The sequence below is a fragment of the Effusibacillus consociatus genome, assembly GCF_042652925.1.
In the GTDB taxonomy this organism is placed as follows: Bacteria; Bacillota; Bacilli; order Tumebacillales; family Effusibacillaceae; genus Effusibacillus; species Effusibacillus consociatus.
In genome coordinates this window covers 1-21,766 of the sequence record NZ_JBHSHC010000027.1, presented here as the reverse complement: position 1 = coordinate 21,766, position 21,766 = coordinate 1, and the positions used below count along the sequence as shown (strand labels likewise).

At 46.4% G+C, this 21,766-nt stretch carries 26 protein-coding genes and 2 pseudogenes; 4 read left to right on the top strand and 24 right to left on the bottom strand.

Annotated elements, in window-relative coordinates:
• The first annotated feature begins 101 nt into the window (after positions 1-101).
• The gene (locus ACFO8Q_RS04480) at positions 102-338 is read left to right on the top strand and encodes a hypothetical protein (protein WP_380024540.1); all 237 of its coding nucleotides are present in this window, start codon (positions 102-104) and stop codon (positions 336-338) included.
• A 108-nt stretch (positions 339-446) separates the two neighbouring features.
• Entirely contained in the window at positions 447-821 is a 375-nt protein-coding gene (locus ACFO8Q_RS04475) for a hypothetical protein (RefSeq protein ID WP_380024539.1), read from the top strand.
• A 48-nt stretch (positions 822-869) separates the two neighbouring features.
• On the opposite strand, the gene sufB is transcribed toward ACFO8Q_RS04475, so the two are convergent.
• From sufB to ACFO8Q_RS04430, 9 genes are all read right to left on the bottom strand, one after another.
• Positions 870-2,297: a Fe-S cluster assembly protein SufB gene (gene sufB, locus ACFO8Q_RS04470; protein WP_380024538.1), complete on the bottom strand. Its 1,428-nt coding sequence runs from the start codon at positions 2,295-2,297 to the stop codon at positions 870-872.
• The gene (sufU, locus tag ACFO8Q_RS04465; protein WP_380024537.1) at positions 2,290-2,730 is read right to left on the bottom strand and encodes a Fe-S cluster assembly sulfur transfer protein SufU; all 441 of its coding nucleotides are present in this window, start codon (positions 2,728-2,730) and stop codon (positions 2,290-2,292) included. Before sufU ends, sufB begins: the two co-directional genes overlap by 8 nt.
• Positions 2,717-3,949 (bottom strand): cysteine desulfurase, encoded by a 1,233-nt coding sequence (locus tag ACFO8Q_RS04460; RefSeq protein WP_380024536.1) that lies wholly within the window; start codon positions 3,947-3,949, stop codon positions 2,717-2,719. The genes sufU and ACFO8Q_RS04460 overlap by 14 nt, the downstream gene beginning before the upstream one ends.
• A gap of 3 nt (positions 3,950-3,952) precedes the next feature.
• The gene (gene sufD, locus ACFO8Q_RS04455; RefSeq protein WP_380024535.1) at positions 3,953-5,248 is read right to left on the bottom strand and encodes a Fe-S cluster assembly protein SufD; all 1,296 of its coding nucleotides are present in this window, start codon (positions 5,246-5,248) and stop codon (positions 3,953-3,955) included.
• Between the two features lie 2 nt (positions 5,249-5,250).
• Complete coding sequence (sufC, locus tag ACFO8Q_RS04450) at positions 5,251-6,009, bottom strand: Fe-S cluster assembly ATPase SufC (RefSeq protein ID WP_380024534.1); 759 nt, start codon at positions 6,007-6,009, stop codon at positions 5,251-5,253.
• Positions 6,010-6,051: 42 nt separating this feature from the next.
• On the bottom strand, positions 6,052-6,492 hold the full coding sequence (locus ACFO8Q_RS04445) for an RrF2 family transcriptional regulator (RefSeq protein ID WP_380024533.1): 441 nt from the start codon (positions 6,490-6,492) through the stop codon (positions 6,052-6,054).
• A gap of 205 nt (positions 6,493-6,697) precedes the next feature.
• Positions 6,698-7,132 (bottom strand): YfmQ family protein, encoded by a 435-nt coding sequence (locus ACFO8Q_RS04440; RefSeq protein WP_380024532.1) that lies wholly within the window; start codon positions 7,130-7,132, stop codon positions 6,698-6,700.
• A gap of 99 nt (positions 7,133-7,231) precedes the next feature.
• Positions 7,232-7,780 (bottom strand): manganese efflux pump MntP, encoded by a 549-nt coding sequence (locus tag ACFO8Q_RS04435; RefSeq protein ID WP_380024531.1) that lies wholly within the window; start codon positions 7,778-7,780, stop codon positions 7,232-7,234.
• A complete protein-coding gene (locus ACFO8Q_RS04430; protein ID WP_380024530.1) occupies positions 7,774-8,544 on the bottom strand; it encodes a DUF3050 domain-containing protein in 771 nt (256 codons plus the stop codon). Before ACFO8Q_RS04430 ends, ACFO8Q_RS04435 begins: the two co-directional genes overlap by 7 nt.
• A 135-nt stretch (positions 8,545-8,679) precedes the next feature.
• On the opposite strand from ACFO8Q_RS04430, the gene ACFO8Q_RS04425 reads away from it, so the two are divergent.
• Together ACFO8Q_RS04425 and ACFO8Q_RS04420 are read left to right on the top strand one after the other, a co-directional pair.
• Positions 8,680-8,883, top strand: a complete 204-nt coding sequence (locus tag ACFO8Q_RS04425) for a hypothetical protein (RefSeq protein WP_380024529.1) — start codon at positions 8,680-8,682, stop codon at positions 8,881-8,883.
• A 99-nt stretch (positions 8,884-8,982) separates the two neighbouring features.
• Positions 8,983-9,582: a PASTA domain-containing protein gene (locus ACFO8Q_RS04420; RefSeq protein ID WP_380024528.1), complete on the top strand. Its 600-nt coding sequence runs from the start codon at positions 8,983-8,985 to the stop codon at positions 9,580-9,582.
• A gap of 115 nt (positions 9,583-9,697) precedes the next feature.
• On the opposite strand, the gene ACFO8Q_RS04415 is transcribed toward ACFO8Q_RS04420, so the two are convergent.
• From ACFO8Q_RS04415 to ACFO8Q_RS04345, 15 genes and pseudogenes are all read right to left on the bottom strand, one after another.
• Complete coding sequence (locus tag ACFO8Q_RS04415) at positions 9,698-10,408, bottom strand: DUF421 domain-containing protein (RefSeq protein ID WP_380024527.1); 711 nt, start codon at positions 10,406-10,408, stop codon at positions 9,698-9,700.
• A gap of 95 nt (positions 10,409-10,503) precedes the next feature.
• Complete coding sequence (locus ACFO8Q_RS04410; RefSeq protein ID WP_380024526.1) at positions 10,504-11,460, bottom strand: EamA family transporter; 957 nt, start codon at positions 11,458-11,460, stop codon at positions 10,504-10,506.
• Positions 11,461-11,495: 35 nt separating this feature from the next.
• On the bottom strand, positions 11,496-12,170 hold the full coding sequence (locus ACFO8Q_RS04405) for a uracil-DNA glycosylase (protein WP_380024525.1): 675 nt from the start codon (positions 12,168-12,170) through the stop codon (positions 11,496-11,498).
• A gap of 229 nt (positions 12,171-12,399) precedes the next feature.
• The gene (locus tag ACFO8Q_RS04400) at positions 12,400-13,248 is read right to left on the bottom strand and encodes a phosphate/phosphite/phosphonate ABC transporter substrate-binding protein (protein WP_380024524.1); all 849 of its coding nucleotides are present in this window, start codon (positions 13,246-13,248) and stop codon (positions 12,400-12,402) included.
• A gap of 15 nt (positions 13,249-13,263) precedes the next feature.
• On the bottom strand, positions 13,264-14,406 hold the full coding sequence (locus ACFO8Q_RS04395) for an acyl-CoA dehydrogenase family protein (RefSeq protein WP_380024523.1): 1,143 nt from the start codon (positions 14,404-14,406) through the stop codon (positions 13,264-13,266).
• Positions 14,407-14,428: 22 nt separating this feature from the next.
• Positions 14,429-15,712, bottom strand: coding sequence for a hypothetical protein (locus ACFO8Q_RS04390; protein ID WP_380024522.1), 1,284 nt, complete (start codon positions 15,710-15,712; stop codon positions 14,429-14,431).
• A 355-nt stretch (positions 15,713-16,067) separates the two neighbouring features.
• A pseudogene (locus ACFO8Q_RS04385) lies at positions 16,068-16,251 on the bottom strand (tyrosine-type recombinase/integrase); the annotation flags it as partial.
• Positions 16,252-16,428: 177 nt separating this feature from the next.
• On the bottom strand, positions 16,429-16,824 hold the full coding sequence (locus ACFO8Q_RS04380) for a site-specific integrase (RefSeq protein ID WP_380024521.1): 396 nt from the start codon (positions 16,822-16,824) through the stop codon (positions 16,429-16,431).
• A gap of 351 nt (positions 16,825-17,175) precedes the next feature.
• Positions 17,176-17,688, bottom strand: a complete 513-nt coding sequence (locus ACFO8Q_RS04375; protein WP_380024520.1) for a DUF4871 domain-containing protein — start codon at positions 17,686-17,688, stop codon at positions 17,176-17,178.
• 109 nt (positions 17,689-17,797) lie between these two features.
• Positions 17,798-18,058, bottom strand: a complete 261-nt coding sequence (locus tag ACFO8Q_RS04370; RefSeq protein ID WP_380024519.1) for a twin-arginine translocase TatA/TatE family subunit — start codon at positions 18,056-18,058, stop codon at positions 17,798-17,800.
• Between the two features lie 11 nt (positions 18,059-18,069).
• Positions 18,070-19,305 (bottom strand): annotated as a pseudogene (locus ACFO8Q_RS04365) (S8 family serine peptidase).
• 646 nt (positions 19,306-19,951) lie between these two features.
• Entirely contained in the window at positions 19,952-20,164 is a 213-nt protein-coding gene (locus ACFO8Q_RS04360; protein WP_380024518.1) for a hypothetical protein, read from the bottom strand.
• 154 nt (positions 20,165-20,318) lie between these two features.
• Positions 20,319-20,909, bottom strand: coding sequence for a hypothetical protein (locus ACFO8Q_RS04355; protein ID WP_380024517.1), 591 nt, complete (start codon positions 20,907-20,909; stop codon positions 20,319-20,321).
• A gap of 9 nt (positions 20,910-20,918) precedes the next feature.
• Positions 20,919-21,047, bottom strand: a complete 129-nt coding sequence (locus ACFO8Q_RS04350; protein WP_380024516.1) for a hypothetical protein — start codon at positions 21,045-21,047, stop codon at positions 20,919-20,921.
• Between the two features lie 56 nt (positions 21,048-21,103).
• A complete protein-coding gene (locus tag ACFO8Q_RS04345; RefSeq protein WP_380024515.1) occupies positions 21,104-21,688 on the bottom strand; it encodes a TlpA family protein disulfide reductase in 585 nt (194 codons plus the stop codon).
• Positions 21,689-21,766 lie beyond the last annotated feature (78 nt).

Genomic DNA, 21,766 nt, shown 5'->3' with positions numbered 1-21,766 from the left:
ACCTCTTGGTTATTGTAGCACAATTTCAGCGAATATCGGAAAAGCAGTTTTCCATATAGTGAAGGAGCGGTTATTTTGAGTGAATGTAGGAGGAGAATCTCATGAAAAATCCGGGTGTTGCTGCCGTGTTGTCGTTCTTTTTTGCTGGCCTGGGTCAGATTTATAACGGACAAATCGGAAAGGGAATCGGTTTTATCATCGCCTATTTTATTTCCGTATTCTTGATCTTCGTTCTCATCGGTTTCATCACCACCCCTATTTTATGGATCTGGGGGATGGTTGACGCCTATAAGACAGCGGAGAAATTGAATCAGGAGCAGAGCAGGTCACTCGGCTAACATTAGAAAGGAAGTCCTCCATCCTCCTGATCATGGAAAATTCTTTCTAGATTTTTTCAAGGATGAAATATCACCTCCTGCCTCAACCTAAGACGGGAGGTGATTATTATGACATTGCTCGGAATCCTCATCACGCTTGCAATTGGTGTCGGTATCGGGTACTGGCTTGCGAACGCCCGCGGGCGTGAAGCTCTGGATGATGACCGGCGGGACAGAAACAGGAACAACATTGCGCGTCAACGATCTGCTTTTGCGGAGGAGACTGGCACTATCGGTGAATTGGACGATCCTTATAAAACGAATGTAAAACCAGCGGCTGCGTCTGCATTGGCATTTCTCAAAGAAGACGGGACAAACATGAATCGTTCCCCACAGCAAGTTCAGCAGCAAGCAGGTGCCGCAGGAAATCAACCGGCAACCTCCAGCCCCCAAGCAGCTGCAGATCAACAAACTGTAACAAGTGAGACTCAGCAGCAGAAATAATCAGGTGCCCCTTACGAACAAGAGGCCGAAATCTCGGCCTCTTTTGTATTATCCCACAGAACCTTCCATCTCCAGCTCAATCAAACGGTTCAATTCCACGGCGTATTCCATTGGCAGTGCTTTCGCAAACGGCTCAATAAAGCCGGATACAATCAAACTGGTTGCTTGTTCTTCCGAGAGACCGCGGCTCATCAGATAGAACAGCATATCTTCTGATACCTTCGATACAGTTGCTTCATGCTCAATGGACACGTTGTTTTCGTTGATTTCCATGAACGGAATGGTATCGGATACAGATCCGTCATCAAACATCAGCGCATCACATTTCACGTTCACTTTGGAGCCGTGTGCATTATCGGCTACCTTCACCCAACCGCGGTAAGTGGTCTTGCCGCCGCCCTTGGAGATCGACTTGGAAACGATCGTACTGGACGTATTGGGTGCCAGGTGGAATACTTTCGTACCGGCATCCTGATGCTGATCGGTACCCGCAAACGCGATTGAAGTGATTTCGGCGCGAGCCCCTTCACCCTTCAGAATAACCGCCGGATATTTCATGGTGAGCTTGGAGCCGATGTTTCCGTCGATCCACTCCATAACCGCATTTTTGTGAGCGACCGCCCGCTTGGTCACCAAGTTATAAACGTTTGGCGACCAGTTCTGAATCGTGGTGTAACGAACCCGGGAATTGTCCAGGCACACGATTTCAACAACTGCAGAGTGCAAAGAGTCGGTTGAATATTTAGGAGCCGAACATCCTTCCACGTAGTGCACGAAGGAGTCTTCTTCCCCGATGATCAACGTACGCTCGAATTGACCGGCGTTCTTCGTGTTGATTCGGAAGTACGCCTGCAGCGGGATGTCCACATGCACGCCCTTCGGCACCCAGATGAAGGAACCGCCGGACCAAACAGCCGAGTTCAAAGCAGCAAACTTGTTATCAGTTGGCGGGATGACGGTACTGAACCATTTTTTTACGATTTCCGGATGCTCGCGAACGGCAGTATCCATATCGGTGAAGATCACGCCGAGATCTTCAAGATCTTTCCGCATGCTGTGGTATACCACTTCCGATTCATACTGGGCGCTAACCCCTGCGAGGAAGTTACGTTCCGCTTCCGGAATCCCCAGCTTGTCGAACGTTTGCTTCACTGTATCCGGGACATCTTCCCAGCTTTGAACCGCTTTGTCAGTCGGGCGAACATAGTAGTGAATGTCTTCAAAATCGAGCGCATCCAGATCCTTGGTCCACCATGGCATCGGCATTTTTGCAAAAATATCATAGCTCTTCAAACGGAAATCGGTCATCCAACCCGGTTCATTTTTCATTTCCGAAATCTGGGCAACCATTTCACGAGTCAAACCTTTTCCGGATTTGTAAACATAGTTCTCGGGATCGGCGAAACCGTATTTATAATCCGTGACGATATCCAGAGCCGCATTTTTTTCCGTAATCTCTTCTTTTGATTTAGCCATTTTCAACACCCTCCTTTTTGTCAAGTCCTTGCTCGAGCGCTTTCCAAGCCAGTGTCGCACATTTGATTCGTACAGGGTATTTCGAGACACCCTGCAGGGCTTGCAATTCGCCCATATCTTTATAATTCCCTTCGACGCCCTTCATCATATCGTAAAAAGTGGCGATCAGCTGACGAGCTTCCTCAACCGACTTCCCCTTCACCTTGACGGTCAGCATGGAGGCACTCGATTGACTGATTGAACAACCGTGCCCGTGAAATTTGGCATCTGCCACTTTCCCTTCGTCGTCCAGCTTCAGATGGATCCCAATCACGTCGCCGCATGTCGGATTGGCCAATTCCATGCCGACATCGTAATTTTCAATTTTCCCGACGTTACGCGGCTTTTTGTAGTGATCCAGGATCACATCTTGGTAGAGACTATCGAGTGACATATCCAAACATCTCCTTCACTTTTTGGAGGGCCGATACCAGGCGATCAATATCCTGTTCATCATTATAAATGTAAAAACTGGCTCGATTCGTTGCAGCAGCTTTCAACCACTTATGCAGCGGCTGTGCACAATGATGGCCCGCTCGGACGGCAACCCCTTCTGCGTCCAGAACAGTCGAGACATCATGCGGATGCGTGTCGTCAAGATTGAAAGCGATCAGTCCGGTTCTCGGTTCCCGAGGCCCATACATCTCAACGCCCTCCACTTTGGCCAGACGGTTCCACGCATAAGCCAGCAATTCTTCTTCGTGCTTCCGTACATTGTCCATGCCGAGATCAGTCAAATAATCAACTGCTGCCGCCAGCCCAACGGCTCCTACTATATTCGGGGTACCGGCCTCGAAGCGTGCCGGAACTTCCGCCCAGTTTGACTCATAGTAGTCAACCAAGCCAATCATGCTGCCACCAAGCTGGAAAGGTTCCATCGCATCAAGCAGTTTGCCTTTGCCGTACAGGAAGCCGATGCCGGTTGGCCCTAACATTTTGTGACCGGAAACGGCCAGAAAATCTGCGTCAAGATCCTGAACATCAATCTTGAGGTGTGGGGCGCTTTGTGCAGCATCCACCACGACAACTGCACCAACCGCATGTGCCGCCTGAATGATTTCTTTCACCGGTGTAATGGTTCCCAAAACGTTGGACGCCTGGGTAACGGCCACGATTTTGATGTTTCCCTGCTTCAGAAAGGCTTGGTACTGCTCCATATCGAGATGACCTTCCTCGGTCAGTTCCACCATATAGAGCTTGGCACCTTTAAGCTTTGCAATTTGCTGCCACGGAACGAGGTTGGAGTGATGCTCCACCAGCGTTACAATGATTCCGTCGCCTTCCTGCAATTTGTGCAATCCGTAAGCATAGGCCACAAGATTAATAGCTTCCGTCGTCCCGCGAGTAAATACAATGTTTTGCGGGAGCGGGGCGTTTACGAAACGGGCCACTTTTTCCCGTGCATTTTCATATGCAGATGTTGCCCGTTCCCCGAGAGTGTGAACCCCCCGGTGAACATTCGAATGGCTGGTTGCATAATATTGAGACATGGCGTCCACAACCTGCAGGGGAACCTGCGAACTGGCAGCCGAGTCCAGGTACGCAACCGGTTTACCGTTTATCTCCTGCTGTAAAACGGGAAAATCCTTTTTGATTTCTTTTACGTCAAACACGGGTTACCACCCCAACTTTCGATCCACCAAGGTTTCGACCTCTTTGCGGACATTTTCAAGCGGAATCAGTTCCAAGATAGAGCCGAAAAATCCTTCCACAATCATTTTTTGTGCCTGCTTCAACGGGATACCACGGCTTTGCAGATAGAACAGGTGAGCTTCATCTATACGGCCTACAGTTGCAGCGTGCCCTGCACCCGCAACGTCCGTTTCCTCAATGAGAAGCCCGGGAATCGCGTCACCTTTGGAGGTCTCTGACAGGATCAAGCTGTTTTCCCTCTGGAACGTGGAAGAACCTTTTGACCCCTGTTGGATATGTCCCAAACCACGCCAGATTGTCTTCGCCTTATCGGTCATGACACCTTTCGCAACGATATTGGATGTACTGTTGCGTCCACGGTGGATCATCGCAGCAGATACATCAAGCGATTGTTCGCCGGAGCCGAAAAAGACAACCACCGCCTCGGAATTCGCTCCATCGCCTTCTACATAGGAAGTATTTTCGGAACGGGCGATCTTCCCGCCGAGTTCACTCCCTACCCACTTCACTTCGGCATCCCGCCCTACCTGGGCACGGCGAGGATTAAAGCTATAGGTTCCCTGATCAAAGTTCTGCAGAGCGATATAGTTCACTTTTGCACCATCATTTGTAAAGATCTCAACACCCGCGCTGTGAACATTGGTTCCTCCACCAAGATCGGATGATGAATGCTCGAGAACAGTCACCTGTGAGAAAGCTTCTGCCACAACCAGTGTATGGTTAAAGACACCGACATTGGGCGCATCCGCATAGGTAAACAATTGGATTGGCGAATCAATTACCACGTTTTTCGGGACATAGAGGAAGGCTCCTCCAGTGCGCAGTGCATAATGCAGTGCAGCAAACTTGCTTTCTTTAAAACTGTAAAGTTTGCCGAGATACTTTTCCACTTTATCCGGATGGTTGGCAACTGCATCCTGCAAGCTCGTCAAGATCACGCCTTTTGCTTGCAGATCCGGATCTAAGCGAATTTCCGTAACATCACTGTTATAATGAACGACTACACCCGCCGCATTTTCATCGATGCGGCTAAGAATCTGTTCCGGTGTTTGTTTCTTGTCGACCCCAGCAATCAACGTATCCAACGGTACTTCTTTCAGCCGAAGATTCCGCCAACCTTCATCCTGCTTGGGAAGGTCGAGAACATCGTAGGCTTCCAAAGCCTGAATCCGCAGTTCTTTCGCCCATCCCGATTCATTGAAACGATCCGCCAACGCACGAACCGAAGGCTCGATCGCGGAACTGATGACTTTCGACATGGTTATACCTCCCCACCGACAGACACTTCACTCCTGATCCAGTCGTACCCTTTGGCTTCCAATTCGAGAGCCAGTTCAGGGCCGCCCGAACGAACAATGCGGCCATCCATCATGACATGGACAAAATCGGGCTTGATGTATTCGAGCAAACGATGGTAGTGCGTGATCACGAGAACCCCAAGTTCCGGGCCGCGCAAGCTGTTAACACCGTCAGCCACAACCTTTAAAGCATCAATGTCAAGACCGGAGTCTGTTTCGTCGAGAATCGCGATTTTCGGTTCGAGGAGAGCCATCTGAAGAATCTCATGGCGCTTCTTCTCACCGCCGGAGAACCCTTCGTTCAGGTTCCGGTTCGCAAATGACATGTCCATCTTCATCATTTGCATCTTTTCTTGCATGATGGAATAAAACTCAAACACTTCCATTTCAGTTCCCTTAACCGCGTTATAAGCCTGACGAAGAAAGTTCTTCACGGGTACTCCCGGGATCTCAGCAGGATATTGGAAAGCTAAGAACAGACCTTCGCGGGCACGCTCGTCAACTTCGAGCTCCAACAGATTTTTATCGTCAAGAGTGACTTCGCCCTTCGTTACTTCATAACGAGGATGACCTGCCAACGTCATGGAAAGAGTGGTCTTCCCGGTACCGTTAGGTCCCATAATGGCGTGTACTTCGCCACCTTTTACAGTCAAATCAAAACCTTTCAAAACTTCCTTGCCTGCCACGTTCGCATGCAGGTCCTTAATTACCAAATCTGCCATGTTAACTACCCCCTCTTAACTTCCTTCACTGAAAAATGTTGGTTATTTGCTTTCCAATTCAACCAGAGGATTGCCCCGGTCTGCAATCTCGCGAAGAGTGATGTTGTCAAGCACCGATACCATTGTGTCGCGGAGTTTTTCCCAAACAAATTTGGTGGTGCAAGAATCCGTCTTGCTGCAACATCCCTCATCCTCGGATGTATGTAGACAATCCACAGGAGCGATCGGTCCTTCAAGAGCCTTAATTACTTCTCCCGCCGTTATCTGATCAGATGGTCGTGATAGCCTGTACCCGCCACGAGGACCACGTACGGCAGTTACCAAACCCGCTTTTCGCATCGAGAACAGAATTTGTTCAAGAAACTGATCGGGGATTTGCTCAGCGACCGCAATCGTCTTGATCGGAATCGGTCCGTCTTTCTCTCGTTGAGCCAGATACGCCATGGCAATTAATCCATAATGGCCACGGGCAGACAGTTTCACCCCATCCACCTCCTTCAGGGTTTTAATTCCTGATTAATTTAGTCAGGAATTCTCCCAAGAAACAAGTCAGGTTTCGACCAGCTCCTGACTTAGAATGATTCCATTCTCAATTCATTATATGCCAACTGAGAAAAAACGGCAAGGTGTCGAATTAAGATGGTGAGAAATTTTCAACCTTACGATTCCCTATTTTGGAGAGAATATGCTATGAACAGGCCTGCGCAGTCCCCTTTTCAAGAAAATCGCTGAGTTCCTGCTGCCGCGCCCAATAAGTGACAGATTGATTGGAACTGTGGCGTGTCACATCAAAATCTCCGTCCCGAAAAACGAGATAGATTCGTTCACCGGACTTCAACTCGAAAGCAATTCCTTCCTGCCCCGCCCGCGGGTTTTCATATTCCCGTTTTTGTATAAACGTGGCTTCGTTAAACCATTTCACCAGTTTCTCAATATCCCCGGGAGCGGCTTCACACTTCGGATTCCCCAACAAGCGGATTCTTTCCACTTGAGCGGAATCGATCTTTTTATGGGTTTCAAACTTCCGGAGAATTTTGACCATCCAAAATGTCGGAAGACATAATAAAAATACGAAGATTAGCGCGATAAGATGGCTGGTCCAGTTTAAAACTTCAAATGACATTGCTTCTCCAACTCCTCCAGTGCATCACCCATCACGGGGTCCCAAAGAACACTTTCTTACTAGTATAGCAAAAAATTGTCCGCGGCGGCATACAACCTGTCAATATAATCTGTCAATCAGCAATCCCAATGCCAGCAGGATCAATACAATTCCGGCCAATTTTTCGGCAGCTTCACCGAGGAAAGGCCGAATCTTCCCGGCGAACGTGATGCCGAGCCACGTAAAGACGAATGCCTGAACGCCAAGTATCACCGATGTAAGAACAATGGGAAGCCCGATCAAACCGAACGAGGAACCGACAAACATTTCGTCCATGCTGATAAAAAGCCCGGTCACAAAAAGTGTCCATCCGCGCAAAGATCCCGCCAGAGAAGCTACCAGTTTTGCCTCCTGCTCTTCATCTTCGAACAAGAAGTAAACTCCCAATCCGAACAGCAGCACCACGCCGACATAAAAAGCCCATTTTTCAAAAATGAGTCCAAGCGATGACCCGAGAAAAAATCCGAAAAGCGGCATAATAGCTTCAAAGAGCGCAAACGTGAGAGCCAACCGAAATTTGTTTCGCGTCCCCGATAAACCAATCGCCGTTGAAACGATCAGGTTATCGACCCCGAGAGAAACGATTATGGCAAGCGAAATGATCAGCATCGTGCCCACCCACTCATTTCCTTCAAGACGCCATCCCACAGCCGAATTCGTGCGTCCAGTGAACGGATTGCCACCTGCTGGGCCTGTTCCCAACGCCGAGGGTCCTCCTTGCAAAGATATTGAAGCAGCCGTTCCGCCAAAGGTCCATGTTCGTCACCGTCAAGTTCAATATGCCGATTCAAATAGTACACGAGCCTCTCTACCGAGTATCCCTGATTTTCAAGAACCGGAACCAACTTTTTAAACATATCCGGTATGATATCTTCCCTTCCAAAAAAGAAAGCGGCGGCTACTTCATGGGGAGCGGCTTCGAAAGCGATCTGCATGCTTTGCCCGGTAAATTCTCTGACAGACTCAGGTATTTTTGCATCCTTTAGAGCTTGGAAAGGGTCGATGCCCCCCTGCAGGGAATCGATAAAATTGTGAATCGGCTCAAGATCCGCCCCCACATCCTGCATCGCTTCACAGTAAAGATCAAAATGGCTGGCGTAGCCCCCGCGGCCATCTTCGTCTGATTCTTCCCCAAGAACAATCTCGTTGACAAAACGGGCAAACCGCGCCTCTCTTCCCGGCACCCAAGGCACATCTATGCACGTAAGCTGCTGCTGAAGTCTTTTTAGCAAAGACATAAAATCCCACACAGCAAATACGTGATGCTGCATAAAAATTTGGACCCGTTGCGGCGAGTTCACCTGATTGTAAATCGGATGCCGAAGCAGTTCCTGACGCTTGGCTTCCACTTGTTCCAAACTGTACAGTGACATGTTGACTCCTCCGTTGTTGAAAGCTATGTATATTATTGGATTAATTTCTGAAAAAGTGCAATCGCCTGTCCGAAATCAAGGGGCATTTTTGGTATAATACTCATCAACAAGAGTTAGGAAAGGCAGGGATCTAAAATGGTGATCCAACCGAATATGCCCGTATCCGGCATTGTGACAGCATGGGAAGCGACGAAGCCCGTGTTTGTCAAATACGGAATTTCCGTCGATACGGATAAAACCCTTGAAGAAGCTGCTTCCGGCACACTTCTGAACAGTTTGCTGCAGGACTTGAATGAGTCGATAGGCAGTTCAACGGCAACTTGTGTAGAAGGCGGCTGAAAAATGCCCTCCCGGGAGTAGTTTGCTCCCGTTGTCCCCCATACCCCTGGCCTGTATCTACGAATATCTATATAGAATCGTCTAAGGGGGATAGTCCGAATGATGATTAAGCAGATTACCAACCATATTCCGAAAAAATCGATGTTGCTGGTGGCTGGAGTTCTCGTGCTTCTAAGCGGACTTGCGATTGGTGCCGTGAGTTACATCTGGGAACAATCCGATAGAGCCACCGAATTCCTTCGTGCAGGCGACAAAGAGTACGCTGCAGGAAATTGGGATGAAGCTCTTCGGCTTTACAACGAAGCTGCACTCATCAAAGAAAACAGCAATGAGATCCGTAATAAAATAAAGATAACCGAGGACAAGCTGAAAAAAGGGGAGACCCCCACAGCCAAAAGCCCCAAATCCAACCAAACCGCCAATCCATCCTCACCAAGCACTGCGACCTCAAACACCCCGGCGACAAGCCCCCTCTCCGAATCGTCTCAAAAGCCTGGCGGTGCTGTCGAAATCCCAAATTTGGTGGGGCTGACGAAAACAGAAGCGGAACAACTCTTGCTTTCAAAAAAAATTCGCTATCAGTTCTTTATCGAGCCTTCTGATGCCGAGGCGGACAAGGTATTTAAGCAGGATAAGGAACCCGGTAAACCCTACCAGCAGGGAGATCGAATCACTTTCTATGTAAGCAGGGGAAAATAATAGGTAATCGCCTCCTGGTCGGAGGCGGTTGGTGTGTCCAACACGAAACAAAATAGTCTGAATATTTCATTCAATGTCATTTCCCGGGAGATATTGTCATGACTTTGTCGAATGATTATTCCTGATCAATAGGGGAGCTGATTTTGTCGTCATAAGTATCAATGTAAAGATGTCCATTCCCTCCGAGAACCGAATAAGCCACTTCGTCTACCCGTAAATTTCGTTTGATCAACTCAGACTCCAGCCATGAATAGGGAATTTGATTTTCCCGCAAATTTTTCTCGATGATTTTTCCGTCCATGATTAATTCAATTGGAAGTCTGTATTCCGGATTGGCGGCGATCCACAAATCTTGTCTTGTCACAGTTCGATATTGAGGTTTTTTCAAAACAGTCAAGGTGCCGTTGATTTCAACAATGGCAAATAGGACTTCCTCGATATTAAACACATTCTTTTCGCGCAGTGCCTGGTTTAAATGATCGAAACTGTACCGCATTTTTCTCATATTGTGTTCCAGTATTTTTCCATTCTGGATGACAACGGTGGGGTCTCCCGCCAAGAACTTTCTCGCTTTTCGGCTTTTTAAGGATATGAAAGCGGAGGCAAGGGCAACACATGAAAAAATCGCGAGTGAAATCAGCAGATGGTGAACTTTTAAAAAAGTGTTAAACGCCAGATTGGCGGCAATTGCCCCCACTGTGATGGCAGCCACAAAATCAAAATAGGTCATCTGAGCAATGGTTTGTTTTCCTAATACACGTGCAATGATCAGCAAAGCACTAAAGGCACCTACTGTTCGAATCAGAACTTCTATTGAATCGGGCATGTCCTTCCTCCAAACGAGTCCATACTTTACTTTCAAGTGTTGACATTTCAAGCGTTCAACAAACGAAAATAAAGCGAAAAGAGCTCAACAGAAGGTTACCCATCAAAAGTTTTATGTGAAGTGGGAGATTCCTTTTTCCCGGATTGTAACGTCAGTAAAATTACTGTGGCGATAATGCAGAGGGCACCAATCGCCTCAAACAGTTCAAACGAAAAATGGAGCCAAACTACGGAGGCAATCATCGCTGCAAGCGGTTCCGCCGAGTTTAACATGCCGACTTCCGCTGCAGATATGAAACGTAAACTCTCAAGCACCAAATAAAAAGGAATCAAGGTTCCGAAGATGATTACAAACCCGATTAAAAAACCTGTGTAGAGCGTAAAATGTTGACCGGCGACCTGCCACGGGGGATTCACAACTGCCAAACACAGGCCTCCAAGCAGCATCCCCCACCCTACAATTACAATGGAGCCCCACTTTTTCACCAACTCTACGGGATACAACGTGTAAAAAGCGGCCGTAACCGCAGCCCCAATCCCCCAAAATACAGCAGCGGCGGATATGGAAAGCCGGTCAAGCGAACCGTTCGTTACAAGAAAGAATGTCCCCAACAGTGCAAGGCCTAATGCCGCAAACTCCCGAATGCCCGGAATTTGCTTGAATCGGAGCGCCAAGTAGAAAGTGATGAACACCGGCCCCAAAAACTGCAAGAGAGTTGCAGTTGCCGCATTCCCAGCCTCAATGGCAGCAAAATAAGTGTACTGCACACCCAGCATTCCAAATCCAAAAACGAGTAATGGAAGGCGATCCTTCGGACTTTTCCAAATCGCCCAAACATCCTTTCCATTCGTACGGGTGAATCCATAAGCGAGCAGCAACGTCCCCGCAAAAATCAACCTCATCGTGACCAGCCAGCCGGGACGAATCCCTTCTTCCCGAAAGAGTACCTGGGCAACAGTGCCCGACAGCCCCCATAAAATGGCGCCGATCAAAGCCATCAGCAATCCTTTGAACCGTAAGAATACGGGTGAACCAAGCGAAGAGATGAACATCGTTGTTCTTCCTTTCGGCATTCTTCAGATGCGCTCTAAATGTTGGGAATTTGCCAATCGATTTCTGTACGTCCGATTTCCCTTAAAAATTGGTTCGCCCGTGAAAAAGGCCGGCTGCCAAAGAATCCCCTGTTGGCCGAAAACGGGCTGGGATGCGGGGATTTGATAATATGATGCTGGGGCGAGGTAATCAGATCCAATTTCTTTTGGGCGTGACTCCCCCACAGCAGAAACACCACAGGTTGTTCTCTGTCATTTAATGTCGCGATCACTTTGTCGGTAAAGAGTTCCCACCCCTTATCTTTATGCGAATTCGGACTGTTCTCACGCACTGTCAGCACAGTGTTTAACAAGAGCACTCCCTGTTGTGCCCATTTCACGAGATACCCATTGTTGGGGATATGGCATCCGAGGTCTGCCTGCAGTTCTTTGAAAATATTTTGCAAGGACGGTGGGGTAGCCACCCCAGGCTTCACCGAAAAGCTTAACCCGTGGGCCTGCCCCGGACCGTGGTAAGGATCCTGGCCCAAAATCACCACTTTGGTATCTGCGAACGGGGTCAGATGCAATGCTGAAAATATATCATATTTATCCGGATAAACTACCCGCGAGCGGTACTCTTCAATTAAAAATTGCCGCAACTGCAAGTAATACGGTTTTTCAAACTCAGAGTTTAACAAATGTGCCCAGTCGTTTTTCAAGATTGCCATTTACCAACTACTCCTCTTCCAAACTCGGTGACAACTTACGGGTTTTAACTATTGATTTTCAACCCCGCTATGCTCCTTTTTTGATAATCATTTCACTATTTGCGTAATTTGGCAACCCCGCAGCAGCCCTGCTCCGCGACCACCTCACCAGATGCCATGGATAAACCCCTGTGAATTGAAAATCACAGGGGCCTTGCACTACCGTGAATACCTATCTAATTACAATCCACTACACTGTTTGCATATTGCGAGTGGGCTCCCACAGATCTTGATCCTGCATGGCTTCAAAGAGAATCCGATAACCTTCGATCCCTTTCCCTTCAGCCGGTACCCATTCGTTGAGACCTTCCATCTCCATCATTTTTCGAATGTCCGGTTGGCTTGGGTCCATCGCGAAGAGCAGATCGGTGAACCTTTTTGCCAACGACGGGTCAAAGGACGGGAGAACGGTAAAATTGCAATGGGAATACCCGGGCGAAGTCCAAATACTCTTGATTTCATTCGTATCCACCAGCCCCTGTTCCAACATTCGGATCCAAGTTGATTCGCCGATTGCCCCGGCATCCGCTTCTCCTTCTTTTAAAGCCCGCAAGACCTCAAATTCGCTCGTCCCTGTATCTCCGTGCTTCCCTACGTCGAGATTGAATCGAACAAGGTTCATGTCAGTCTCAGGATTCAAGCCCTCCAATTTCAGAAAATGATAGGGCAGGATCGCCGCCTGTCCGGAATCGGCACTCCCGAGTGCAAACCGTTTCCCTTTCAGATCCTGGATGGAATCAATTCCCCGATCCGTTCTTGCGATGATTTTCGATGTAAAATCAATGTCCGTGTCCCGCATGGCAAGCGCTTTTGCCTTCCCTTCCAACAGATGTTGAATCCGCACATAGGCTACATTGGTGTTCCACGCAATGTCAATAAAACCGCTCAGCAATGCCTCCACCTGGGCTTCATAGTTGGAAAACAGAACGTAATCGATGGGAAAGTCGTTTGTTTGATAATAATCGCGGATAATATCCCAAATCGCGATGACCTTCGGATCATAAGCAACCGCACCAATCAAAATTGTCTCTCGCTCCATCATGCCACCTCCTGTTTACATCAAGGGAATTCCGGCAACCGACTTTCCTACCCACTCTTTTAACACTTCTGTGGTAGGAGCCATCACAGCACCGGCCCTTGCATCTCTTAAATACCGCTCGACGGGAAGGGATGGTGTATAACCCTGACCGCCGCATACCTGCATTGCCAAATTCGTGACTCGGACTGCATGTTCGGAAGCGATGATCTTCGATTCCATCACATTTAAAACGGCCGCTGCCTCCCCTTGGTCTGCCGATCTGGCAGCTTTATGTACAAAAGCGGCAGCTGATTCAACCGATCCATACATATCCGACAGATAGAATTGAATCGCCTGGATTTCAGCCAAAGACCGCCCATCCGGATATTTCCTGCTTTTCGCATGGTTCAGTGCGGCAAGGTAAGCTCCTCGCGCCAGCCCAACGTTAACGCCGGACACCCCTAAAATAAATGTCGGTGCAACCACCTGAAAAATAATGTCCAGGCCGTCTCCTTCATCACCGATCAGATTGCTCACGGGAACTTTCACATTTTCCATCGTAACGGAAATGCTGTTATTTCCTCGCAAGCCAATTCCCTCCCAAGTTCCTTCAAAACGAACTCCCGACGTATCCGTTTCCACAATTAACATGTCGAGACCGTTACCCTCGGTGGATGCATTTGTGACCACGACCAGAAAATCGGTCTGATCTCCATTTGTAACAAAGCTTTTTCGCCCGTTTAATGTGAAGAACTGATCCGCGAAGTGAGCTCTGATTTCTGGACTATAAAAGTGAGCTCCCGTGCCTGTTTCACTAAAGGCCAGAGTTCCAATCTTATCTCCCTGGGCGATCGGACGCAGATACCGTTCCTTTTGATTCGGACTTGCCTTTGAGGCAATAACCATGGTGGCACATGAGTGCATTAAGAAACACATGGCTGTCGATCCGCATTTCTCGGCTATGATTTCGGTCGCGGTTACAAGATCGAAAAGGCTTCCCCCCATGCCCCCGAGATCCTTAGGCACAAGCAATCCAAGCAGTCCCGATTTCCCAAAAGCTTTGAAAGCTTCATGCGGAAATCTTTTTTCCCGATCGATCTCAAATGCCAACGGAGCCACTACCTCGCCAGCAATTTGACGCGTAATTTCCGCAACTGAATGATTGAATGTTGTTGTCACAGATCTTCACTCCTCCATAAGATTACATAAAGTTTGGTGTATGGGATTCTGAAATTTTCTGTGCTGTCTGTTCATCCAACCCGATTTGCAGCATCCGTTGAATACGGCGCTCGTACATCACTTCCTGCAATTTGGCGACCCGTTCAAAACCGGTTTTCAACCGTTCCGCCGTCCGACCACCCCCTCCAAGAATGGCAAGTGCCTCTACCAAATGGGAATTCTCACCCACCGATTCGGAATGCAAGTATTGGTTTCTTTCCTCCGCCGCCTCAATCAGACTCCGCACCATCTTCGGATTCCGGCTCAGGATGTGGCGAATGTGTCCGATTCCGTAAGCAACGTGGCGCCCTTCATCAATCCTTGCCAGATGTACGATCTTACGAGTGACCGGATCGGGAGCATAATCCTCGATATAGTGCAGCAAATCCAAAAAGGTTCCTTCTCCAAGAACATGCAGTAAAAACGATGATTTAAAATAGTCTTCCTGAATGAATAAACTATGGAGAGATCGTTCAGTCAGAGTAGACGAGTACTGCAGCCCCCCGCCATTTGCCAGCGCCCGTTTCATAAAGGCCTCAATGTGTCTGGCTTCATCTTGTACCAGAGTTGCCAGATACATCAGAACCTCAATATAGTGAGGGTTAATTCTCGCCATGAACTTTGCCGGTATGTACAGAGCGGAATATTCATTTTCGGCTAAAAAGGTCATGATTTGGCAAACGGCCCACTCGATATCATCGGGCAATTCTGATAACTCGTCCCAAGGAATGTCGGTTGAAGCATTCCACTGGGCTTCTTTTGCCTGTTCATACAGATCCAACACATTGTCGGCCCACACATCGTCCTTTCGGTTCAAAGTGAAACCGAAATCAGGAATTCCCGGCTCACCAACCGCACCCCGGGGAACAAACCCGATATAACCGGGAGCTTGTTCAAGCAGGTCACCGGCACGACCGAGAAACCAGTCCCGAATGTCAAGATTTTTGTCTTTTCGGAGGGGAAGGCGAATCCCCCAGTCAGGTTTTTCATTCAATTCCCCGTTTTTTTGGATCAAAAAACGATAGTGGTCTCCCCCGTCAAGAGCTGAAATAAATTTATGTTTATGGAGGCGGCACCAGCTTTGCAAATCTCCTTTGAGATGAGCATGCTTGCTTTGCACTTCAAGAATTTGGCCATTCTCCAAACGGCTGAACGCATTTTTGATTAAGAGGAACCAGTTGGCTCCGCCCGGAATGTCATGAAGATCCAGTGAACTGTCCGGTTTTATCCCAAAAACCTCATAGGGTTCGGAAACGGAATTCCCCATTGTTGTATCCCTCCTTTCGATAACAAATTGTTATCGGTAATATAACTATAAAATTTTCCAATAGACCTGTAAAGAAGAACATCAAGAAGCAGCAAAATGGTAGAATCAGGGGTAGAGGTAGCGAAGCTCGAATTGGATGCCATCTGTCCAAGAAATGGAAAAAGCCGCTTAGCATTAACACATCAATTTCTTTTTTATTCATAATCCCGTTTTAAACTTACCTCCAAAAGAAGCAATTCAATATAGGATGGATTCCTTTATCATGCTACCGGGTCCTGCTGGTTATTGGTGATCCCGGGCAATTGCCGTTCACTCATCACTTTTTTGTGAGATTTTTTGTGCTGGGCGTAAAACTTCGCTGTTACAGAGATGTCAGCATGCCCCAACAACTCCGTGACCAATTTCAGATCTACACCCACTTCTAGTAGTTGGCAGGCAAACGTGCGCCGAAGAGCATGAACCGTCATCTTGTCTTTTTGGGTTATACCTACTGTCTCGCAGTATTTCTTAATCATTTTCTCAATAATTGAAACTGGCATTCGGGTCCCACGGTTGCTTAAAAATAATGCATCTTTATCTTGGATGTCAGTTGTTCCCTTTCGTCTAGGTACGTGGACAACTCGTTGGCCACCTGCACGTGCATATAAATTTCCTGTTGCTCCCTGCCTTTTCTCGTGACAATAAAGCTAAGATTTCAAAGACGAGGTCGTCAACATTCAGTCCCACCAGCTCGGATACGCGGATCCCGTTCCTAAAAGGGTGGTAAAGATTGCGATGTCCCTTAGTTTCTTGCGGGTATATCCCGAGAGGTGCTTATCGGTAAAATACTTCTCCCCATTGTAAATCACGTCGATCACCTTGCATGTGTCATGTATAGAAAGGGGTTTTTTAATGCGATGGTGAATCTTGGGTAGACCCAGCTTTTCCGTGATGTTCTTGCTGATCAGATCTGCTTTAAACAGATAACCATACAACGTGCGGAGAGAAGAGAGTTTTCGTAAGATCCCTTTTGGGCCGTTCGTGATTGTAAGTGTTTTGGTTTTTCCTTTGGGGGTTTCATACGATAATGGATAGGCTTCCAGAAACACTTTATAATCGAGCAGCGAATTCAAATCTACTTTTTTCTAAATGCTGTGGCTCGAAGTCTTGCAGTTTGGCTATATGGCGGAATTCGGGGAGAGTCTTGAGGTACATAAAAAATGTTTTTATATCAATGCAGTACGCAATTTGGGTATTGATCGACTCTCCATCGTAATACTTCTTAACGAAATTAAATACAAAGTCCGGCAACACTATAAGGCGATTCTGCAGCTCCGTGCTTTTTCGTGACATGGATGACACACTTCCTTTATTTGCATGCTAGGCTTATATTCATTATAACAGAACGTCTGTTTGGAGGACTATTTTTAGACAAAGAAAAGCCCCGAATTAGATCGGGGAACAAATTGATCCTATTGTTTGTATTATTGAACTTCCACAATAACACTTCCAAAAAACTCCTCGCCAATATACACGTTGAGTCGCCAGACTCCTGAACTCGGGAGCGACATGTTCGATGGCATATGTGCATCGGCTCCGTTATTAGGGCCTCCTAAGCCATCGTACTCCCAGACTTTTCGCTCATTAGAGGTACCTGCATCTTGTATTAATGTTTGAACTTTTTCACCTGTTCTTTTGTTTACAGCAACAATTTTTACTTTTCTAGAATCAAAAACTCTTCTATCCCCCCAAAAATGCCACATGAACTTGTCGACTTTTCCTGCAATAAATGAAGGGCCTAAAATCCCGATCTTGCCTTGAATCCCCCGCATCTCACGGTCATTTGATTTAAAAGATGGACTAACTTCCCAGTTATCTTCTTGCTGAGATACCGTAACTGGTTCTTTGGTAGTATCAGATTTTTTTGCATCTTGCTCAGCATTTGAACACCCTGCAAGAGCTAAAGTTAGAATCACGGTACTGATTATTATTCGCATCAAGATCACCTCGTAGATTAGACGAAACTGCAATGTAGAAGGTTACGCACTTGCCAAATTTGAATGACTTAATTGAACGTCATGAAACCAGATTTGGAAACCTATTATTTTAGCTCGGGATTATTTTTTTAGGTGTAACTGTTTTGGTATCCTCTTGGTGAACTTCGACTTCTCCATGATCTCCGTCCAGTATACCTTTGGTAGAATTCTTAAACTCTCGCAAAGTACGCCCGAATGCCTGCCCAAGTTCAGGCAATTTATTTGGTCCAAAAATGAGGAGTAAGGCAATCAGTATCAATATTAGACCCGGAACTCCGATAGAAGATAAGCCCATATCAATTCCTCCCGATTCAAAATTATTAGGTAACATTGGTGTACCTGTTAGTTAGTTATTAATTTATAAACATTGACTATCCCGTGCCCAAATAATTTATCATATCCGACCTTACCAGTATCTGAAGACGTTTGTAAAAGATGACTTTTTACCTGACTGGGTGTAGGTTTTTTTCCCGTTTGTTTGTACACTTCTGCGATATAAACTGCAGCCGCTCCTGATACATGTGGGGCAGCCATTGAGGTTCCGCCTTTCTAGCCATATCCACCTTCGCCAAAAATCGAACTGGCTATTCTCGACTGGGGCAAATAAGTCGGAATTGTACTTAAAACTACATATTTATAATAATCGTTATCGAGTTTTGGATAATTAGGACCAAGATCACCACCAGGAGCAGCTATATCAATAACTCCATTACCATAATTCGAATAAAAGGCAAGACGGTCTTGAGTCCCAACCCCCCCTCCCGTAGCCGACACAGTAATTACACCTGGAGTTTGAGCTGGTACCGTAAATATAACCCCATCAACTTCAAACATGGTTAACCCTATGCTTTTTAAATAACGATTGTACCATTCAGCCACTTGTGAAGGTTTACTTAGATCCTGAGCATCGTTACCCGCTGCGACTACTACCGTACAGTTTTGGTTAACTGCATATTGAATCGCTCTGTGATTTGCCACCCAACTTGCCGCCTGATTTCCGAGACGAATTTTTTCGCCAGTATTAGGGTCAGTATACCACCATTGACCTATTATGCTAGATCCATTAAGGCTCATATTAATTACATCTACCCCATCTTTTGCTGCAGCGACAATGGCTTTCATTACCCAAACAGGACTTGCTCCACCAAATGCACCAAAAACCCTGTAAGCACGTAAACCCACATCAGGTGCAACACCTTTGATCCTGCCGTTAGCGCCAATGGTACCAGCTACATGGGTACCATGACTATTCATATCAATGGCGTCTGTTGTCCCAGGTACAAAAGTCTTGGAACCAGGAACTATATTGTTTTTAAGGTCTGGATGGTTAAAATCAATCCCAGTATCAATTATTCCTACTACAACATCTTTGCTACCACTCTGAAGGGTATGACTTGCACCTAAGTTGGTAATTTGCTCAATATTCCATTGCCATCCCGCATTCCAAATGCTTTCTCCTTTCGGAACAGAGGGGAGAGAATCTGTCGAAGGATCAAAATGGTCTACATTGGGTTCTGGTAACGCCAGTGGAATTTTAACCGACGGTGCTAAACTCAGAATACTACTGTCGTTCAACATCTTCTTAATAAAAGTGGCGGGTTCTTGAGTCGTTACTTCAATCACACCAATTTCCGGAACTTCATCTGTAATGATCCCACCCGCTTGACTGACTTTTTGTGTCACATCCGCAGGTAGACTTTCGCTCTTAAAAACCACTATAAATGAATCCGTATTTTCGGCACCAACCGAAAGTGGTCCTATTAACCCCATAACTAAAAACAAGGAAATCACTATGGTAATGAGTTTTTTCATTGTCATTTCTCCTAATTCTTCCGATATATTGTTTCCAGGTTGGTTATTCAACGTTTTTTAATTACTGACTCCAACTATAATTGACTAATGATTACGAAAATACTTTTATTTTTAAATCCAGCGTGATGGCATGATATTTTGTCTTAGGGCATGCTATGCTGACCGATCTTTCCGCAGTGAATCATATAATCTAAACAATACATCCTTCTATGGCAGGAATTCTTCTCCTAACTGCTACGATTCTGTAACAATATAAGAAAACACGGCGGCGATTTTGCCGCCGTTTTAGTTAATGGGTTTCTGCATAAAAGAAATTATTAGATTGTAATCGGTGGTGTATTGGCTACGCAATATCCAGATTGACTCACATACCACTTGCAACCACAATCATTGCTTTGAATGGGGTTGCTACTTAATGTACAATCACAGCAAACATAGTAGCTACTTGATCCTTCACAACTAGAACACCAACACCCGGTCTGGGAGTAGTATCGCTTGGTAATTTGGTAACCACTACCACACTGCCCCACTCCTCCACAACTGGAACAGTACTTTCCATTAGGCGGACCACAGCCGCACGTGGACCCAACATACCAAGTTTGACAAACATCACAAGCTGCAGCATAAGCTTTCTCCCCAAGGAAAGTTAGGGCCACGGCGGTTCCAAAAACTCCTCCCACAATTTTCGCTAAAGCTTCACGACGGGTAGTTTTTCTAGCAAGTTGTTCACTTGTCAGTCGGGACAATCTATCAATCCAGTTCACAGTCTCACCTCCTTTCTAGGCCGATGTTAAGATATAAATCGCTGTGACCAATAACAGAAAACCACTTAATCGATGCCAAAGTTGAGCTTTTGAAAAGATGAACGCTGACATCTCGAAAACTGATTTTTGATCCGACTGTGTGGTTAAAAAACCGATTAGATAGACTGAGAACGCTCTACCTAACCCATACACAAACCCTAGAAGCGCCCCCAGTTTAGGATCCCCGATGACGAGTGCTAGAGCGGTCCAAACATAGAAACCAGCGTAAGGAATAAATGTTAAAAAACCCGCGCCAATTGTCAACCCATAAGCCAAACTTCCGAAGAAAGGTCTTTGATTAATCCAAGAGATTGGCACTTGCCAACGTCGCTGTGGCATGGGCAGCCGAATAAAATCAAACTCTTTAAGTCCGTAGGCCAGAGCCAATATCCCAACAATCCAAAAAGGTAAGTCTAATTGAATTAGCTTCAGAGTTAACCCAAGAGATCCTACAATTAATCCGGTAAAAGTACTAGCCAAACAAACTCCGAGAGTATAAAGATTTACTTGCAAAAACCATGTCCATCGTTTCTTCCCCTCACCGAGGGGGCTGATCACGTAGATCATATTAACTCCTCAGGCACTATGGGTCATAAAGATCCCAGCTATAAAAGCCATTCCGCTAATGATAACGGAAAGGGACAAATATTCCCCGGCAACAAAACCCAATGCCGATGAAAGAATAAGAAGACCGAGTCGCCCCATTATCTTTACCTCCCTTCATTGACGATAGACGACAAAACGATTAACTTGTTCTATAATCAGCTTTCAACCGCTGTAGAGGTGATTTGGATGAAAGAGCTACTTTTTCCTGATGATGCAACTACATGCTCCAAATCTCTAAGACTATTCACCAATCCTTTGGCAACAACTTTACGTTTATCGTCAATTACGAAGGCGAAAGGTGTAACTTCTCCTTCAAAAACCGTCTTAAAAATCTCCCGGTCAGGTAATGGAATAATCGAGTATCGGGGTCGCGGAAACATACTTCTTGTTTCTTCTTCGCTTCCATCAATGCTAAATACCAATGTCGAGATCCCGGGATATTTATCAATGAAGTCGTCAAGATGGGAAACCAAATTTCGACAAGGTGCACAATGTGGAGATGTGAATACTATTAATAATGGTTGACCACTGTAATCAGATAATTTTAAATTATCACCCGTTACACTCTTAACTTCCAAATCGGGTATGGTTGTTCCTAAATCCACTCCGCTTCTCGAAACTCCGGCTGCAGTTTTTAGGTACACTAGACCAAACTGACGAAATACAAGGAACATCAAAAGAAATAAAGAAACTACTAACAACCATAGAACGCCATAGGAAACCAAAAACAAATTACTCATACGTACCTCCTCTTAAGCCCCGTAATCAAGTTGGACAACCTCCGAAATAAGAGCGATACTATACGTAGGAGGATTGAT

Excerpts from the sequence above, each read along its gene's own strand:
- ACFO8Q_RS04480 (WP_380024540.1), top strand. The coding sequence starts at position 102 with ATGAAAAATCCGGGTGTTGCTGCCGTGTTGTCGTTCTTTTTTGCTGGC.
- ACFO8Q_RS04475 (WP_380024539.1), top strand. The coding sequence starts at position 447 with ATGACATTGCTCGGAATCCTCATCACGCTTGCAATTGGTGTCGGTATC.
- sufB (WP_380024538.1), bottom strand. The coding sequence starts at position 2,297 with ATGGCTAAATCAAAAGAAGAGATTACGGAAAAAAATGCGGCTCTGGAT.
- sufU (WP_380024537.1), bottom strand. The coding sequence starts at position 2,730 with ATGTCACTCGATAGTCTCTACCAAGATGTGATCCTGGATCACTACAAA.
- sufD (WP_380024535.1), bottom strand. The coding sequence starts at position 5,248 with ATGTCGAAAGTCATCAGTTCCGCGATCGAGCCTTCGGTTCGTGCGTTG.
- sufC (WP_380024534.1), bottom strand. The coding sequence starts at position 6,009 with ATGGCAGATTTGGTAATTAAGGACCTGCATGCGAACGTGGCAGGCAAG.
- ACFO8Q_RS04440 (WP_380024532.1), bottom strand. The coding sequence starts at position 7,132 with ATGTCATTTGAAGTTTTAAACTGGACCAGCCATCTTATCGCGCTAATC.
- ACFO8Q_RS04435 (WP_380024531.1), bottom strand. The coding sequence starts at position 7,780 with ATGCTGATCATTTCGCTTGCCATAATCGTTTCTCTCGGGGTCGATAAC.
- ACFO8Q_RS04430 (WP_380024530.1), bottom strand. The coding sequence starts at position 8,544 with ATGTCACTGTACAGTTTGGAACAAGTGGAAGCCAAGCGTCAGGAACTG.
- ACFO8Q_RS04425 (WP_380024529.1), top strand. The coding sequence starts at position 8,680 with ATGGTGATCCAACCGAATATGCCCGTATCCGGCATTGTGACAGCATGG.
- ACFO8Q_RS04420 (WP_380024528.1), top strand. The coding sequence starts at position 8,983 with ATGATGATTAAGCAGATTACCAACCATATTCCGAAAAAATCGATGTTG.
- ACFO8Q_RS04415 (WP_380024527.1), bottom strand. The coding sequence starts at position 10,408 with ATGCCCGATTCAATAGAAGTTCTGATTCGAACAGTAGGTGCCTTTAGT.
- ACFO8Q_RS04410 (WP_380024526.1), bottom strand. The coding sequence starts at position 11,460 with ATGTTCATCTCTTCGCTTGGTTCACCCGTATTCTTACGGTTCAAAGGA.
- ACFO8Q_RS04405 (WP_380024525.1), bottom strand. The coding sequence starts at position 12,170 with ATGGCAATCTTGAAAAACGACTGGGCACATTTGTTAAACTCTGAGTTT.
- ACFO8Q_RS04400 (WP_380024524.1), bottom strand. The coding sequence starts at position 13,248 with ATGGAGCGAGAGACAATTTTGATTGGTGCGGTTGCTTATGATCCGAAG.
- ACFO8Q_RS04390 (WP_380024522.1), bottom strand. The coding sequence starts at position 15,712 with ATGGGGAATTCCGTTTCCGAACCCTATGAGGTTTTTGGGATAAAACCG.
- ACFO8Q_RS04375 (WP_380024520.1), bottom strand. The coding sequence starts at position 17,688 with ATGCGAATAATAATCAGTACCGTGATTCTAACTTTAGCTCTTGCAGGG.
- ACFO8Q_RS04370 (WP_380024519.1), bottom strand. The coding sequence starts at position 18,058 with ATGTTACCTAATAATTTTGAATCGGGAGGAATTGATATGGGCTTATCT.
- ACFO8Q_RS04360 (WP_380024518.1), bottom strand. The coding sequence starts at position 20,164 with ATGCTGCAGCTTGTGATGTTTGTCAAACTTGGTATGTTGGGTCCACGT.
- ACFO8Q_RS04355 (WP_380024517.1), bottom strand. The coding sequence starts at position 20,909 with ATGATCTACGTGATCAGCCCCCTCGGTGAGGGGAAGAAACGATGGACA.
- ACFO8Q_RS04350 (WP_380024516.1), bottom strand. The coding sequence starts at position 21,047 with ATGGGGCGACTCGGTCTTCTTATTCTTTCATCGGCATTGGGTTTTGTT.
- ACFO8Q_RS04345 (WP_380024515.1), bottom strand. The coding sequence starts at position 21,688 with ATGAGTAATTTGTTTTTGGTTTCCTATGGCGTTCTATGGTTGTTAGTA.